The following is a 13,861-nucleotide window of genomic DNA, read 5'->3' on the forward strand; positions in this document are numbered from 1 at the left end:
CCCGTAACCGCAACACCGTGAAGGAGGACCGATGACCGACATCCCCATCGCCCGGCGCGGCGTTCTCGCGGCGGCCGCCGGCGTCATTCTGAAGCCGCCAAGGCTGCCGCGGCACCGCAGCCTCGCGTTCGACGTCTATCGCAACGGCAGCCATGTCGGCGTCCAGCATCTGCGCTTCCTCGTCGATGGCACGCGCCTGACGGTCGACAACCACGTCGATCTCAAGGTCGGCCTCATCGGCATCCCGCTCTTCACCTACCGCGCCCATATCGTCGAACACTGGCAGCGCGGCGCCTTCCAGTCCGCCACCAGCGCGATCGACAACAACGGCACCCGCATCCGTCTCGATGTCGAGCGCACCGATGCCGGCGTCGTCATCTCCGGCAACCGCATCGCCCGGCATACCGCCCCGCCCGACGCCCTGCCGCTCACCTACTGGAACAAGGCGATGCTGAACGGCCCGATGATCAACATGCAGACCGGCCATGCCGACCGGCCGACCGTCACCCGCGAGGGCTGGTTCCGCCTGCCCGCCATGCCCTCCGGCAGCGTCACCGCCTCGCGCTACCAGCTCTCCGGCCCGATCCGCCTCGCGGTCTTCTACAACCAGGCCAACACCTGGTCCGGCCTCGATTTCCATCATCGCGGCCACATCACCTACCGCCCGATCCTCGGCTGATGCCCGGCCAGCTCCGCGTCATCCTGGGCGACCAGCTCTCGCCCGCCATCGCCTCCCTCGCGGGCCTCGACCCCGGCGCTGACACGGTGCTGATGGCCGAGGTGATGGGGGAATGCACCTATGTCCCGCACCATCCGCAGAAGATCGCGCTCGTCCTCGCGGCGATGCGCCATTTCGCCAGGGCCCTGCGCGCCCGCGGCGTCGCCGTCCGCTACGTCACGCTCGACGATCCGGCGAATACCGGCACGCTCGCTGGCGAACTCGCCCGCGCCTGCGCCGCGCTGAAGCCCGATGCCATCATCGCCACCGAACCCGGCGAATACCGCGTGCTCGAGGCCATGCGCGGCTGGGCGGCGCAGACCGGCATCCCCTGCGAGATCCGCGACGACACCCGCTTCCTCTGCTCCCGCGCCGATTTCGCCGCCTGGGCCGGCGCGAAAAAGCAGCTCCGCATGGAGTTCTTCTACCGCGAGATGCGCCGCCGCCACCGCATCCTGATGGAGGGCGACGACCCGGTCGGCGGCAAATGGAACTACGACCCCGAGAACCGCAAATCGCTGCCCGCCGGGTTGGCGCCCCCCGCGGCGAAACGCTTCCCGCCTGCGGACGAAACGCGCGAGGTGCTCGCCCTCGTCGCCGCCCGCTTCGCCACTCATTACGGCAGCCTCGATGGGTTCGACTGGCCGGTCACCGCGCGCGACGCCGAGGCGGGTTTCGCCGATTTCCTCGCCCGCCGTCTCCCCGGCTTCGGCGACTGGCAGGACGCGATGGCGGCGGACCAGGATTTCATGTTCCATTCCCTGGTCTCCGTCCCGCTCAATCTCGGCCTGCTCGACCCGCTCGATCTCTGCCGCCGCGCCGAGGCGGAATACGCGGCCGGCCGCGCCCCGCTCAACGCCGTCGAGGGCTTCATCCGCCAGATAATCGGCTGGCGCGAGTTCATCCGCGGCATCTACTGGCGGCACATGCCCGGCTACGCGACGCTGAATGCCCTCGGCGCCGACCTTCCGCTGCCGGATTTCTACTGGACCGGCGAAACCGACATGCGCTGCATGGCCCAGGCGATCGGGCAGACGCTGCGCCGCGCCTACGCCCATCACATCCAGCGCCTGATGGTCACCGGCAATTTCGCCCTCCTCGCCGGCATCGCCCCGGATGCGGTCGATCGCTGGTATCTCGCGGTCTACGCCGATGCCTATGAATGGGTGGAAATGCCCAACACCCGCGGCATGGCGCTGCACGCCGATGGCGGCATCGTCGGTTCGAAACCCTACGCCGCCTCCGGCGCCTATATCGCCCGCATGAGCGATTACTGCGCGGGCTGCCATTACGACGTGAAGGACGCCACCGGCCCGCGCGCCTGCCCCTTCAACGCGCTCTACTGGGATTTCATCGCCCGCCACGCCGATCGTTTCGCCGCCAATCCGCGCATGGCGATGCCGGTGCGAACGTGGCACAAGATGGCGGAGTCCAAACGCCACGCCCTGCGCGACCGCGCCGCCCTGCTGCGCCGCCGCCTGCAACACGGAGACCGCGTGTGAAACCCGTCACCAGCGCCGATGGCATCGTCTGGATCACCGGCGCCTCCAGCGGCATCGGCCGCGCCCTGGCCGAGGCGCATGTGGCGCAGGGCTGGCGCGTCGCCATCACCGCACGGCGCGAGGCCGAGCTTCGCGCCCTCGCCGAAACCCATCCGAGCCGCATCATCGTCGCGCCGGCCGACGTGACCGATCCCGCCTCGCTGCGCGAGGCGGTGAACACCATCACCCGCGACGGCCCGATCGCCCGCGCCATCCTCAACGCCGGCACCTATGAGCGCGATACCGCGGAAACCTTCACCGCCGATCGCCTGCGCCGCCAGGTCGAGCTGAATCTGCTCGGCACCGCGCACGCGCTCGAACTGGCGATGCCGGCGATGATCGCCCGCAAGCGCGGCCAGATCGCGCTGATGTCCTCGCTCGCCGGCCTCGCCGGCCTGCCCGGCTCGGTCTCCTATTCGGCGACCAAGGCGGCGCTGATCGCGACCGCCGAAGCCCTGAAATTCGACCTCGACCGCCACGGTGTGGCGATCTCGGCGATCTGCCCCGGCTTCGTGAAATCGCCGCTCACCGCGCAGAACCGCTTCCCGATGCCCTTCCTGATGGAATCCGCCGCCGCCGCCCACGCCATCCTGCGCGGGCTCGATGCCGGGCGCTTCCTCATCGCCTTCCCCGAGGGCCTGGCCCGCCCGCTGCGCATCCTGCGCCTGCTGCCCCATGCCGCTTTCTTCCCGCTCGTCGCCCGCTTCACCGGGTCGCGCACGCAGGGCAGGGCGGACCTAGAGAGCTAGTTCCCCATCGGGAAATCGAGGCCGGTGCTGCCGAACCCGCCCGCCTCGCGCGCGGTCCGGTCGAGATCGTCGGTCTCCTGCCACACCAGGCGCGACACCGGTGCCAGCACCGCCTGCGCGATCCGCATGCCCCGCGTTACCTCGAACGCCTCGCGCCCGGCATTCAGCACGATCACCTGGATCTCGCCGCGATAATCGCTGTCGATCGTCCCCGGACTGTTCGGAATCACGATCCCATGCTTGAGCGCGAGGCCCGAGCGCGGGCGGATCTGCAACTCGAACTCGGGCGGCAGCGCGATGGCGAGCCCGGTCGGCACCAGCGCCCGCGTCCCCGGCGCGATCAGCACGGTGCTGCTCACCGCCGCCAGCAGGTCGAGCCCCGCCGATCCGGCGGTGGCATAGTCGGGCAAGGGCAGGCCGGCGCCATGCGCCAGCCGCTTCACGGCAACTGAAATCGTCATTGGAAAATCCCTGAAATCCTCTCTGCAAGTCGCTCCGCCACCGCGTCCTTCCCGGCGCGCGGCCAGGGCTCCGCACCCCCGCCGGTAATCAGCACGACCTCGTTCTCGGCGCCACCCATGATGCCGGTTCCCGCGCCGACGTCATTGGCCACGATCCAGTCGCACCCCTTGCGCGCCCGCTTCGCCGTCGCCTGCGCGACCAGATCGCCGGTCTCCGCCGCGAAGCCTACGACAAGGCGCGGCCGCCGCCCCTCAAGCCGCGAGACTTCCGCGAGAATGTCGGGGTTTTCCACCAGCGCCAGCGCCGGCGGCGCGCCGGTCTTCTTGATCTTCCGCCCCTGCGCCTCGACCCGCCAGTCCGCGACCGCGGCGCAGAACACCGCGGCATCGGCGGGCAGGGCGGCAAGCACCGCCGCGCGCATCTCCAGCGCTGTCTCGACCCGCACGACCGTCACCCCCGCCGGATCGGCCAGCGCCACCGGCCCCGAGACCAGCGTCACCCGCGCCCCGCGCCGCGCCAGCGCCGCGGCGATCGCGTGGCCCTGCTTGCCCGAACTGCGGTTGGCGATGTAGCGCACCGGGTCGATCGGCTCATGCGTCGGCCCACTGGTCACCACCACATGCCGCCCGGCCAGCGTCCGGTCGCCGCCGAGCCTGGCCACGATCGCCTCCAGGATCGCCGGCGGCTCCGCCAGCCGTCCCGGCCCGAACTCGCCGCAGGCCATCGGCCCCTCCTCGGGCCCAACCACCGAAACCCCGCGCCGCCGCAGCGTCGCCAGATTCTCCACCGTCGCCGGATGCGTCCACATCCGCACGTTCATCGCCGGTGCGACCAGCACCTCCTTGTCGGTGGCGAGCAGCAGCGTGGTCGCCAGGTCATCCGCCATCCCCGCCGCCATCTTCGCGAGCAGATCCGCCGAGGCCGGCGCCACCACAACCAGATCCGCGCTGCGCGAGAGCTGGATATGCCCCATTTCGCTCTCGCCGGTCAGCGAGAACAGCTCGGTATGCACCCGGTCCTCGCACAGCGCCTGCACCGAAAGCGGGGTGACGAATTTCTCTCCCCCGGCGGTGATCACCGCGCGCACCGCGCCGCCCTCCTTGCGGATCAGCCGGATCAGCTCCAGCGCCTTGTAGGCCGCGATCCCCCCGCCGATGACGAGCAGCACCAGCCGCCCGGCGAGGCGCGCGCTCACAGCCGCCATCCCGAATGAATCGCCGCGATCCCGCCGCTCAGGTTCCGATAGGCCACCCGCTCGAATCCCGCCCGCCGCATCATCCCCGCCAGCGTCTCCTGGTCGGGGAACATGCGGATGCTCTCGGCGAGATACTGATAGCTCTCGCGGTCCTGCGCCACCCGCGCGCCGATCGCCGGCAGCGCCACGAACGACCATTTCTCGTAGAGCGGCTGCGCCGCCGCCACCTGCAAGCGCGAGAACTCCAGGCAGAAGAACCGCCCGCCCGGCTTCAACACCCGCCGCGCCTCGGCCAGCACCCTGTCCTTGTCGGTGCAGTTGCGCAGCCCGAACGCGATCGACACCCGATCGACGCTGCCATCGCCGAGCGGCAGCGCCTCGGCATCCGCCACCGCGAACCCGATCCCGTCGATCCGCGCCCGCTCCTCCGCCCGTCCGCGGCCGACGCGCAGCATCGCCTCGTTGATGTCGGTCATCAGCACCGGGCCGCCGCCGGCGGCAAGCCAGCGCAGCGAAATATCCCCGGTCCCGCCGGCAAGATCGAGCAGCGTGCGATGCGGCCGCGGGTCCATCATCGACACGAATTCCCGCTTCCACAGCCGGTGAACGCCGAGCGACATCAGGTCGTTCATGACGTCGTAGCGCCCGGCGACGCTGTCGAACACCTCCCGCACCTTCCGCCGCTTCTCGCCGCGCGGCACGGTGGAAAACCCGAAATCGACGGTCTCGCTGCTGGTATCGGCCATGGGCTCAGGCTATAGCCCCAATCGCACCATGCCGGAACTCCCCGAAGTCGAAACCGTGATGCGCGGCCTCGCCGCGAAGCTCGAAGGCCGCCGCCTCGCCCGCGTCGTCCTTGCCCGGCCGGACCTGCGCTGGCCGATCCCCGAGGGCTTCGTGCAGTTCCTTTCCGGCGCCCGCGTCGAGGGGTTCCGCCGCCGCGGCAAATACATGTTCATGCGGCTCGACCGCGCGCTGTCGGTGCTGATCCATCTCGGCATGTCCGGCCGGATGACGATCGATTCCGCCCCCCAGCCGCACCAGCATCTCACGCTCGAAACCGACGACGGCGCCGTGATCGGCTTCGTTGATCCCCGCCGCTTCGGCGCGCTCGACCTCGTCGCGACCGAGGCCGAGGATACCCATCGCCTGATCGCCGGCCTCGGCCCCGAACCGCTCGACGATGCGTTTTCACCCGCCACCCTCGCCGCATCCCTCGCGGGGAAGAAAACCCCGATCAAGGCGGCCCTGCTCGACCAGTCGATCGTCGCCGGCCTCGGCAACATCTATGTCAGCGAGGCGCTGTTCCGCGCCGGCATCCTCCCGCATCGCCTCGCCGGCACGATCGGGCGGGGCAGGGCAGGGCGTCTGGTGCCGGCGATCAAGACCACACTCACGGACGCCATCGCCGCCGGCGGCTCCTCGCTGCGCGACTATGTCCAGCCCTCCGGCGAACTCGGCTATTTCCAGCACGCCTGGAAAGTCTACGACCGCGCCGGCCAACCCTGCGAACGCTGCCCCGGCCCCGCCGCCTGCGCGGGCATCAGCCGCACGGTCCAGTCCGGCCGCGCCACCTATTTCTGCGCCCGCACCCAGAAATAGCTCGCGCCTGGCAACCGTCGGCCCGGCCTCAGGCCGCGTGCGCCGCCGCGATGAAATCCCGGATCAGCGGCACCGATTTCTCTCCCGGCGCGCTCTCCACCCGGATGACACATCCACCGCCGCCGCCCCGCTCGCGCGCACCGCATCAGCCACGTTCGCCGGCGTCAGCCCGCCCGCCAGCAGCCACGGGGCGGGAGCCCGCCAGCCCCGCATCACCGCCCAGTCGAACGCGGTCGCATTGCCGCCCGGCCGGTCCGCGCCTGGCGGCGGCTTCGATTCGATCACGAACCCGTCCAGTCCCTCATCGTCGCGCGGCAGGTCGGCAACGCCCGAAACCCCCACGGCCCGCCACACTTTCGCGCCGAACCGCGCCCGCATCGCCCGACAGTCTGCCGCGCCGGCATAAATCTGTAGACATTCGAGGTCCTGCACCTTCAGCACCGCCTCGATCGCTTCCGGTTCGGGGGCGACGAACAGCCCCACCCTCGGCACCCGCGCATCGGCGCCGATCGCCTTCAGCGCCTCGATCGTGACGAATCGCGGCGAGCGCGGAAAGAACACGAACCCCACCCAGTCCGCCCCGGCCGCCGTCGCCGCCAGCCAGGTCTCCCGTGTGCGCAGCCCGCAGATCTTCGCCCGCGCCATCAGCCGATCGACGCGGCGATGGAAGCCGCCGCCGCTGCCGGATCGGCGGCCGTGGTGATCGGCCGGCCGACCACGATATAGCTCGCCCCCGCCGCGATCGCCGCTTCCGGCGTCGCCACCCGCGCCTGATCCCCATGATCCGTGCCCGCGGGCCTTATGCCCGGCACCACCAGCACCGGATCGGCGCCGAACGCGTCGCGCAGCACCGAAATCTCCTCGGCGCTGCACACCAGCCCGTCCGCCCCGGCGGCCAGCGCCAGCTTCGCCAGCCGCAGCACCTGCTGGCGCGGCCCGCCGGCCACCCCGGTCTCCGCCAGCGCGCCGGCCGAAAGACTGGTCAGTACCGTCACCGCGAGCAATCGCGGCCGCGCCGCGCCCGCCATCTCCGCCGCCTCCCGCGCCGCCGCGATCATGGCGCTGCCGCCCGCGGCGTGCACCGTCAGCATCGCCGGCCGCAACGGCAGCAGCGCGCGCACCGCCCCGGCCACCGTGTTCGGAATGTCGTGCAGCTTGAGATCGAGAAACACGTCATGCCCCGCTGCTGCCTCCAGCAGCGCCGGCCCGTTGGCGCAGAACGCCTCCAGCCCCAGCTTCACCAGCCCGCAATGCGGCCCCACCGCGCCGATCAGGCGTCTCGCCTCATCGAGCGCAGGCGTATCGATCGCGGCGATCAGCCGCCGCGCGCCATGTCCTGCCGCGCCCATCTCAGGCGGCCGGCGGCAGGCTGAGCGTTTCGTCCGCCGGCGCGGCCGGTGCCGGCGGCTGCGCCTGCAGCGCGGCGAGCTGGCGCTCGGCCCGCTTCGCCCGGCGCTGCGCCCGCATCCGCCGTGGCAGATGGATCAGCATGCCCAGCAGCACGCCCAGCCCGAAGGCGATCAGCACGATCGCGCCCAGCGCCACTGTGCCCATCGTGCCGAACGGAAAGAACGCCACCATCACCGGCGCGCGGTTCGACAACAGGAAAATCGCCAGCGCCAGAATCACCAGCGCCCCGAGACTGAGCCGGATCGTCTTCAGCGGTCTACTCCTCGTCCTCGTCGTCGTCATCGTCCGCGGCGTCATCCGCCCCGGCTTCGAGCGGTTTCATGCCCGCGTTGACCATCTCGCGCAATTCGCGCCCGGCGCGGAAGAACGGCACGGTCTTCTCGTCCACCTTCACCGTCTCGCCGGTCCTGGGGTTGCGCCCCGCCCGCGCCTGCCGCTGCTTCACCGAGAACGCGCCGAAGCCGCGCAGCTCCACCCGTCCGCCAGCGGCGAGTGTCGCGGTCATCTGGTCGAACATCGCGGTCACGATGCGTTCGACATCCGCTAGAGTCAGGTGCGGATGATCCGCCGCCAGCGCGGCGATCAGTTCAGATCTGGTCATTTGCCCGTCTCCCGTTGCGATGACGGTGCCAGACGCTTCCGGTCCGGTCAATCCGCGTTGCATCTACAATATTGAAAACGGCGGAGATTTCCGCCTCAGCCGAGATGCAGCGCCGCCTGCGTGCCCTCGATGATGAACTGTGCGGCCAGCGCCGCCACCAGAATGCCCAGAACCCGGCCCACCACGCTCGCCCCGGTCGTGCCCATCAGCCGCGCCAGCCGCCGCGCGCCCAGCATCGACACCAGGGTGGCCACGATCATCGCCGCCAGCGCCAGCGCGTTGGCCAGCACCGCGCCCGGCTGCCCGCCCGCCTTGGCGTGCAGCAGCACCATCGTGGTCATTCCGCCCGGCCCGGCGATCAGCGGAATCGCCAGCGGAAACACGCTGATATCCTCGGTCGATTCGCTCGCGGCGGTGCGCTCCTCGCTGCTCGCCCGCAACTCGCCCTTCGCCGTCACCATGTCCTTGGCCGAGAGGAACAGCAGCGCGCCGCCGGCGATCTGCAAGGCCGGAATCCCGATCCCGAGCAGCCGCAGCAGCTTTTCCCCCGCAAGGCCGAACACCAGCAGCACGAGGAAGCTGATCAGCGCGGCCCGCTTCGCGATCGTCCGCCGCTTCGCCGCGTCGTCATGGATGGTGAGCGCGGCGAAGATGATCGCGGTGCCGACCGGATCGATGATCACGAACAGCGCGACCACCGCATAGAGGAAATCGGCGATGAAGGCGTTCAGCACCGCCCGGCCTCCGCCGCGTCGAGATCCGCCTGCGTGTTGATGTTCACGAACGGGTCGGGCGCGTCAGCGAACGCCACCGCGCGCATCCCGATCGTCGCCGCGAAGCCCGATACCCGATACGGTCCCGGTCCGTCGAGGAAGCGCTCCAGCGCATCGGCCGCCGTCACCGGCCAGAGTGCGACGAGATGATGCCGCCGCCCGCGCGATGCCGCCTCCGCCGGGGCGGCGCCGAGCCGGGCCACGAGGTCGCGCGGCGCGAAGGGCGTGTCCACCGGCAGGCTCAGCAGCGTCTCGCCGCCTGAAGCCGCCGCCCAGCGCATCCCGGCGAGAACCCCGGCCAGCGGTCCCTTGCCGCGATGCCGCCCATCGTCCAGCACCTCCAGCCCGAACCGTGCAAACCGCGCCGCATCGCCGGCGGCGCTGAGCGCTGTGGCGTCAACCTGTCCGGCGAGTGTGGCGATGGCATGATCGAGCATCGTTCGTCCGTGCAGGATCAGCAGCGCCTTGTCCACCCCGCCGAGCCGCCGCCCAGCGCCGCCGGCCAGGATCACCGCCCGGAGATGAGAACCCGATACATCTGTCATGGTGGAACTGTGAGGAGGAAAAATTGGGGCGAACGATGGGGCTCGAACCCACGACATCCAGGACCACAACCTGGCGCTCTACCAGCTGAGCTACGTCCGCCAACGCGGAGCGGTTTAGGCCGATCGACGCGGTCTCGTCAATCGGCCTTCCCGGATAATCAGGCGGCCTTCCGGCCGATCAGCCCACGCTTGATGATGGTCTCGGCGATCTGCACCGCGTTCAGCGCCGCGCCCTTGCGCAGATTGTCCGAAACGCACCAGAAGCCGAGCCCGTGCGGCACCGTGGGATCGACCCGCAGCCGTGACACGTACACCGCGTCCTCGCCCTGGCATTCCAGCGGGGTGACGTAGCCGCCATCCTCGCGCTCGTCGAACAGCGTCACGCCGGGCGCCGCGCGCAGCGCCGCCCGCGCCGCCTCCAGCGGGGCCGGGTTGGCGAACTCGACATGCACCGCCTCGCCATGGCCGATGAACACCGGCACGCGCACGCAGGTCGCGAACACCGCGATGTCCGGGTCGAGGATCTTGCGGGTCTCGACCGTCATCTTCCACTCTTCCTTGGTCGCCCCGTCCTTCATGAACACGTCGATATGCGGGATCACGTTGAAGGCGATCGGCTTGGTGAAGACTTCCGGCTTCGTCACCTCGTGGACATAGGTGGCCTTTGTCGCGCGCTCCAGCTCGTCCATCCCCTCCTTGCCCGCGCCGGAGACCGACTGATACGTCGCGACCGACACCCGGCTTATGCCGAATTTCTCGTGCAGCGGCTTCAGCGCCACCACCATCTGGATCGTCGAGCAGTTCGGATTGGCGATGATCCGCCGCCAGTCCGGCTTCGCCATGAACGCTTCCAGCGCATGGGTGTTCACCTCCGGCACCACCAGCGGCACGTCCGGGTCCATGCGGAACTGGCTGGTGTTGTCGATCACGATGCACCCCGCCTCGGCGGCGCGCGGCGCATGCACCGCCGAAATCGAGGCCCCCGGTGAGAACAGGCCGAAATCCACCCCGCGGAAATCGAAGGTCTCCAGGTTCTTCACGGTGAGAATCGCCTCGTCGCCGAAACTCACCTGCTGCCCCGCCGAGCGCGGGGAGGCGAGGGCGATCACCTCGGAGGCGGGAAAGTTCCGCTCCGCGAGCGTCTTGAGCATCTCGCGCCCGACCGCGCCGGTGGCCCCGACAACTGCAACTCTATACGCCATCTGCCTTCATCCTCATCCAATTCAGCTGCACGAGCTAGCGTCACGCCCCGCCCGGTGCAAGGGAAATGCCAGCAACTCACACCGCAACGGCGCGAAATTCCTCGCGGTGGATCGCCGTGCGCAGCATCCTGTCGCCGCCGATCATGCCGCGATACATGCCGGACGAATTGAACGGCATCACCGGGTCGCCGCCAGTGCCGAGCGCGATCAGCCCGCCATCGCCGCCGCGCGGCGCCAGCTCGGCGATCACGTCCGCCGCCGCCTTCGCCAGGCTCTCGCCCTTGTAGCGCAGCCGCGCCGCGATCTCGGCGGCGGCGGTGTAGCGGATGAACACCTCGCCCGTCCCGGTGCAGCTCACCGCGCAGGTCTCGTCATCGGCGAAGGTGCCGGCGCCGAACACCGGCGTGTCGCCCACCCGCCCGGCGCGCTTGGCGGTGATCCCCCCGGTCGAGGTCGCCGCCGCGAGATGACCGTGCGCATCCCGCGCCACCGCCCCCACCGTGCCGTGCCGGTCGGCGTCCGAGCGCGTGTCCGGCGCGCCCGTGGCCCGGCGCGCCAGCTCCCTCTCCAGCGCCGCCCGCCGGTTCGGCGTCTCGAAATAGGTCTCGGTCTCGAATTCCAGCCCCGCCGCCCGCGCCACCGCCAGCGCGCCGTCGCCGATCATCAGCACATGCGGCGTCGTCTCCATCACCGCCCGCGCCGCCAGCACCGGGTTCACCGGCCCGCAGATCCCGGCCACCGCCCCCGCCGCGCGATCCGCCCCGCTCATGATCGCGGCGTCCATCTCCAGCGTGCCGGCATCGGTCAGCACCGCCCCGCGCCCGGCATTGAACAGCGGATCGTCCTCCAGCATCACCACCGCCGCCGCCACCGCGTCCAGCGCCGAACCGCCCTCGCTCAGCACGTCCCAGCCCGCGCGCAGCGCCCGCCGCAGCCCCTCGTGCCGCGCCTCGGCCATCTCCGGCGTCATGTCCGCCGCCCGCATCGTGCCCGCCCCGCCATGGATCGCGATCGAGATGCTCATTTCGTCTCCTCATTGCCGTATGCGTCAGTTCTCGCCATACTCGGCGCACAGGCGCACACTAGTCGCCCGGAACGCAGGGAGGAACAGAAATGGCGGCAGAGCTGATCGTGGAAAGCGTCGGGGCGGTGCGGGTGCTGAAGCTCAACCGGCCCGACCGTCTGAACGCGCTGAACGAGGCGGTGCACGAGGCGCTCGCCGCCGCCTTCGCCGCCATCGAGGCCGACGATTCGGTCCGCGCCGTGCTGCTGACCGGCGAGGGCAGGGGTTCTGCGCCGGCGCCGATCTCAACCAGTCCCTCGGCGGCGGCCCGCGCGATCTCGGCGCCTCGATCGACCGGCATTACAACCCGCTGGTCCGCCGCATGCGCGCCCTGCCGAAGCCGATCGTCGCCGCCGTCAACGGCGTCGCCGCCGGCGCCGGCGCCAATCTCGCCCTCGCGGCGGATATCGTGCTCGCCTGCGAGGCGGCGAATTTTACCCAGGCCTTCATCCGCATCGGCCTGATCCCGGATGCCGGCGGCACTCATTTCCTCCCCCGCGCGGTGGGCGATGCCCGCGCCCGCGGCCTTGCCATGTTGGGCGAGACCATCACCGCCCGCCAGGCCGCCGACTGGGGCCTGATCTGGCGCTGCCTGCCCGACGAGGGCTTCCTCGCCGCCGCCCTTGCCGTGGCGGCCGATCTCGCCGCCCGCCCGACCCAGGCGCTCGCCGCGATGAAGGCCGCCTTCAACGCCGCCGGCGCCAACGGGCTCGACGCCCAGCTCGATCTCGAACGCGACCTCCAGCGCCGCATGGGAAGCACGCCGGATTTCGCCGAGGGTGTGACCGCCTTCCGCGAAAAGCGCCCGGCGAAATTTACCGGCGCGCCGCCAGCGCGAGACTGAGCGCGATCGCCCCGAGCCCCGCGAACAGCGCACGGGGCCCGATTCCCGCGTGCAGCAGCGCGGTCAGGATCAGGCTCGCCGCGACCATCCCGGCGGCGGAGAGAATGTTCGTCCCCGCCACCGCCCGCGCCCGCGCCTCCGCCGGCGCCCAGGCCTGCACCGCGGCGAAGCTCGGCACCGCGATCACCCCGCCGCCGAGGGCTGCGACGAACAGCAGCGCCAGCGTCACCCCGAACCGGTCGGCCGCCGCCAGCGCCCCCAGCGCCAGCGCCGCGATGCCGACCGCCACCGTCCCGCCCCAAGCCGGCGCCAGCGCGATCCGCCCGCGCAGCCGTGACGCGGCCAGAAAACTCCCCGCGCCGATCCCAAGCGAGAACACCGTCAGCCCCAGCGTCACCGCCCCCGGCCCGCGCATCAGCGTCGTCCGCGTCAGCACCGGCAGCAGCGTCATGCAGGTGATCCCGGCGAACCAGAACCAGGCGTTGACCAGCGCCGCCCGCCACAGCGGGGCCGCGCCGCGCAGCGTGCGCAGCAGATCCGCCGAGGCCGCCACCGGGCTCGCCGAGAGCTTCAGCCCCGGCCGCGCCGCCCCCGGCCGGGGATCAGCGCCGCCGCCCCGAAGGCGAGCAGGGCGAACCCCATCACCACGGCGCCGAGCAGCCAGGGCTCCCGCGCGCCGAGCAGCCCGCCCAGCGCCGTCCCCGCCAGAATCGCGAGGAAGGTCGCGAAATCCACCATCGCGTTGGCGAGCGGCAGCCGCGCCGTCTCCAGCAGGTCCGGCAGCAGCCCGTATTTCACCGGCCCGAACAGCGCCGCCAGCACCCCGAAGCCGAGCAGGGCGGCGAACAGCACCGGCACCGAACCGGCGAGAAACCCCGCCACCGCGAGCCCCGCCGCGCCGATCTCGACCCCCTTCACCACGGTCGCGACCCGCGCCTTGTCGAACCGGTCCGCCATCTCCCCGGCAATCCCCGAGCACAGCAGGTAGGGCAGGATGAACACCCCGCCCGCCAGCGCCACCAGCGCGGGGCTGCCCTTCGCGCGGTAGAGAATCAGCACCACCAGCGCGGTCTTGAGGAAATTGTCGTTGAAGGCGGCGAAGGCCTGGCACCAGAACAGCGGCGCGAAGCGCCGGTCCAGCAACAGCGCGCCTGGT

General features: G+C 70.9%; 16 protein-coding genes, 1 tRNA gene and 2 pseudogenes. 5 read left to right on the plus strand and 14 right to left on the minus strand.

Translation table 11 applies throughout. The annotated features are described in order from the left end of the window. The first annotated feature begins 31 nt into the window (after positions 1-31). Genes ACIDOCELLA78_RS89115 through ACIDOCELLA78_RS89125 form a run of 3 tightly spaced genes read left to right on the plus strand, consistent with a single transcriptional unit; the run spans position 32 to position 3,008 of the window. Positions 32-679, plus strand: a complete 648-nt coding sequence (locus ACIDOCELLA78_RS89115) for a DUF6134 family protein (protein ID WP_201728721.1) — start codon at positions 32-34, stop codon at positions 677-679. Next, positions 679-2,220 (plus strand): cryptochrome/photolyase family protein, encoded by a 1,542-nt coding sequence (locus tag ACIDOCELLA78_RS89120; RefSeq protein WP_201728722.1) that lies wholly within the window; start codon positions 679-681, stop codon positions 2,218-2,220. Before ACIDOCELLA78_RS89115 ends, ACIDOCELLA78_RS89120 begins: the two co-directional genes overlap by 1 nt. After that, on the plus strand, positions 2,217-3,008 hold the full coding sequence (locus ACIDOCELLA78_RS89125) for an SDR family oxidoreductase (protein WP_201728723.1): 792 nt from the start codon (positions 2,217-2,219) through the stop codon (positions 3,006-3,008). Before ACIDOCELLA78_RS89120 ends, ACIDOCELLA78_RS89125 begins: the two co-directional genes overlap by 4 nt. Here the strand turns inward: ACIDOCELLA78_RS89125 and dut are convergent. From dut to ACIDOCELLA78_RS89140, 3 genes are read right to left on the minus strand one after another with little or no spacing between them, the layout of a single operon-like run. After that, entirely contained in the window at positions 3,005-3,469 is a 465-nt protein-coding gene (gene dut, locus ACIDOCELLA78_RS89130; protein ID WP_201728724.1) for a dUTP diphosphatase, read from the minus strand. The two genes, ACIDOCELLA78_RS89125 and dut, sit on opposite strands and share 4 nt — an antisense overlap. Next, positions 3,466-4,674 (minus strand): bifunctional phosphopantothenoylcysteine decarboxylase/phosphopantothenate--cysteine ligase CoaBC, encoded by a 1,209-nt coding sequence (gene coaBC, locus ACIDOCELLA78_RS89135; protein ID WP_201728725.1) that lies wholly within the window; start codon positions 4,672-4,674, stop codon positions 3,466-3,468. Before coaBC ends, dut begins: the two co-directional genes overlap by 4 nt. Next, the gene (locus ACIDOCELLA78_RS89140; protein ID WP_201728726.1) at positions 4,662-5,411 is read right to left on the minus strand and encodes a class I SAM-dependent methyltransferase; all 750 of its coding nucleotides are present in this window, start codon (positions 5,409-5,411) and stop codon (positions 4,662-4,664) included. Before ACIDOCELLA78_RS89140 ends, coaBC begins: the two co-directional genes overlap by 13 nt. Before the next feature lie 28 nt (positions 5,412-5,439). Here ACIDOCELLA78_RS89140 and mutM point away from each other — a divergent pair, with 28 nt between their 5' ends. Further along, complete coding sequence (gene mutM, locus ACIDOCELLA78_RS89145) at positions 5,440-6,267, plus strand: bifunctional DNA-formamidopyrimidine glycosylase/DNA-(apurinic or apyrimidinic site) lyase (RefSeq protein WP_201728752.1); 828 nt, start codon at positions 5,440-5,442, stop codon at positions 6,265-6,267. 28 nt (positions 6,268-6,295) lie between these two features. Here mutM and ACIDOCELLA78_RS89150 read toward each other — a convergent pair. The 9 genes and pseudogenes from ACIDOCELLA78_RS89150 to ACIDOCELLA78_RS89190 form a co-directional block, all read right to left on the minus strand. After that, a pseudogene (locus ACIDOCELLA78_RS89150) lies at positions 6,296-6,912 on the minus strand (phosphoribosylanthranilate isomerase). After that, positions 6,912-7,616 carry an orotidine-5'-phosphate decarboxylase gene (gene pyrF, locus ACIDOCELLA78_RS89155; RefSeq protein ID WP_201728727.1) on the minus strand — a complete coding sequence of 235 codons (705 nt, stop codon included), beginning with the start codon at positions 7,614-7,616 and terminating at the stop codon, positions 6,912-6,914. The pseudogene ACIDOCELLA78_RS89150 and the gene pyrF overlap by 1 nt, the downstream one beginning before the upstream one ends. Before the next feature lies 1 nt (position 7,617). Further along, positions 7,618-7,959 (minus strand): LapA family protein, encoded by a 342-nt coding sequence (locus tag ACIDOCELLA78_RS89160; protein ID WP_201728728.1) that lies wholly within the window; start codon positions 7,957-7,959, stop codon positions 7,618-7,620. Continuing rightward, complete coding sequence (locus ACIDOCELLA78_RS89165; RefSeq protein ID WP_201728729.1) at positions 7,934-8,278, minus strand: integration host factor subunit beta; 345 nt, start codon at positions 8,276-8,278, stop codon at positions 7,934-7,936. Before ACIDOCELLA78_RS89165 ends, ACIDOCELLA78_RS89160 begins: the two co-directional genes overlap by 26 nt. Positions 8,279-8,373: 95 nt before the next feature. Continuing rightward, the gene (locus ACIDOCELLA78_RS89170) at positions 8,374-9,012 is read right to left on the minus strand and encodes a MarC family protein (RefSeq protein ID WP_201728730.1); all 639 of its coding nucleotides are present in this window, start codon (positions 9,010-9,012) and stop codon (positions 8,374-8,376) included. Next, positions 9,006-9,596: a molybdenum cofactor guanylyltransferase MobA gene (gene mobA / locus ACIDOCELLA78_RS89175; protein ID WP_201728731.1), complete on the minus strand. Its 591-nt coding sequence runs from the start codon at positions 9,594-9,596 to the stop codon at positions 9,006-9,008. The genes ACIDOCELLA78_RS89170 and mobA overlap by 7 nt, the downstream gene beginning before the upstream one ends. 24 nt (positions 9,597-9,620) lie before the next feature. Next, positions 9,621-9,696: transfer RNA gene (locus ACIDOCELLA78_RS89180), tRNA-His, on the minus strand. 58 nt (positions 9,697-9,754) lie between these two features. After that, positions 9,755-10,798, minus strand: a complete 1,044-nt coding sequence (locus ACIDOCELLA78_RS89185) for an aspartate-semialdehyde dehydrogenase (RefSeq protein ID WP_201728732.1) — start codon at positions 10,796-10,798, stop codon at positions 9,755-9,757. A 76-nt stretch (positions 10,799-10,874) separates the two neighbouring features. Continuing rightward, on the minus strand, positions 10,875-11,822 hold the full coding sequence (locus ACIDOCELLA78_RS89190) for an isoaspartyl peptidase/L-asparaginase family protein (RefSeq protein ID WP_201728733.1): 948 nt from the start codon (positions 11,820-11,822) through the stop codon (positions 10,875-10,877). 89 nt (positions 11,823-11,911) lie between these two features. On the opposite strand from ACIDOCELLA78_RS89190, the pseudogene ACIDOCELLA78_RS89195 reads away from it, so the two are divergent. Continuing rightward, positions 11,912-12,705 (plus strand): annotated as a pseudogene (locus tag ACIDOCELLA78_RS89195) (enoyl-CoA hydratase-related protein). On the opposite strand, the gene ACIDOCELLA78_RS89200 reads toward ACIDOCELLA78_RS89195, so the two are convergent. Both ACIDOCELLA78_RS89200 and ACIDOCELLA78_RS89205 read right to left on the minus strand, forming a co-directional pair. Further along, the gene (locus ACIDOCELLA78_RS89200; RefSeq protein ID WP_201728734.1) at positions 12,677-13,258 is read right to left on the minus strand and encodes a hypothetical protein; all 582 of its coding nucleotides are present in this window, start codon (positions 13,256-13,258) and stop codon (positions 12,677-12,679) included. The pseudogene ACIDOCELLA78_RS89195 and the gene ACIDOCELLA78_RS89200 overlap by 29 nt on opposite strands. Positions 13,259-13,275: 17 nt before the next feature. Next, a complete protein-coding gene (locus tag ACIDOCELLA78_RS89205; RefSeq protein WP_201728735.1) occupies positions 13,276-13,848 on the minus strand; it encodes an MFS transporter in 573 nt (190 codons plus the stop codon). Positions 13,849-13,861 lie beyond the last annotated feature (13 nt).

Source organism: Acidocella sp. C78 (assembly GCF_907164655.1).

What these genes read in the sequence shown, in the direction of transcription:
- coaBC (WP_201728725.1), bottom strand. Translation starts at nt 4,674, where the DNA reads ATGGCGGCTGTGAGCGCGCGCCTCGCCGGGCGGCTGGTGCTGCTCGTC.
- ACIDOCELLA78_RS89140 (WP_201728726.1), bottom strand. Translation starts at nt 5,411, where the DNA reads ATGGCCGATACCAGCAGCGAGACCGTCGATTTCGGGTTTTCCACCGTG.
- ACIDOCELLA78_RS89115 (WP_201728721.1), top strand. Translation starts at nt 32, where the DNA reads ATGACCGACATCCCCATCGCCCGGCGCGGCGTTCTCGCGGCGGCCGCC.
- ACIDOCELLA78_RS89120 (WP_201728722.1), top strand. Translation starts at nt 679, where the DNA reads ATGCCCGGCCAGCTCCGCGTCATCCTGGGCGACCAGCTCTCGCCCGCC.
- mobA (WP_201728731.1), bottom strand. Translation starts at nt 9,596, where the DNA reads ATGACAGATGTATCGGGTTCTCATCTCCGGGCGGTGATCCTGGCCGGC.
- ACIDOCELLA78_RS89185 (WP_201728732.1), bottom strand. Translation starts at nt 10,798, where the DNA reads ATGGCGTATAGAGTTGCAGTTGTCGGGGCCACCGGCGCGGTCGGGCGC.
- ACIDOCELLA78_RS89190 (WP_201728733.1), bottom strand. Translation starts at nt 11,822, where the DNA reads ATGAGCATCTCGATCGCGATCCATGGCGGGGCGGGCACGATGCGGGCG.
- ACIDOCELLA78_RS89165 (WP_201728729.1), bottom strand. Translation starts at nt 8,278, where the DNA reads ATGACCAGATCTGAACTGATCGCCGCGCTGGCGGCGGATCATCCGCAC.
- ACIDOCELLA78_RS89160 (WP_201728728.1), bottom strand. Translation starts at nt 7,959, where the DNA reads ATGACGACGACGAGGACGAGGAGTAGACCGCTGAAGACGATCCGGCTC.
- mutM (WP_201728752.1), top strand. Translation starts at nt 5,440, where the DNA reads ATGCCGGAACTCCCCGAAGTCGAAACCGTGATGCGCGGCCTCGCCGCG.
- dut (WP_201728724.1), bottom strand. Translation starts at nt 3,469, where the DNA reads ATGACGATTTCAGTTGCCGTGAAGCGGCTGGCGCATGGCGCCGGCCTG.
- pyrF (WP_201728727.1), bottom strand. Translation starts at nt 7,616, where the DNA reads ATGGGCGCGGCAGGACATGGCGCGCGGCGGCTGATCGCCGCGATCGAT.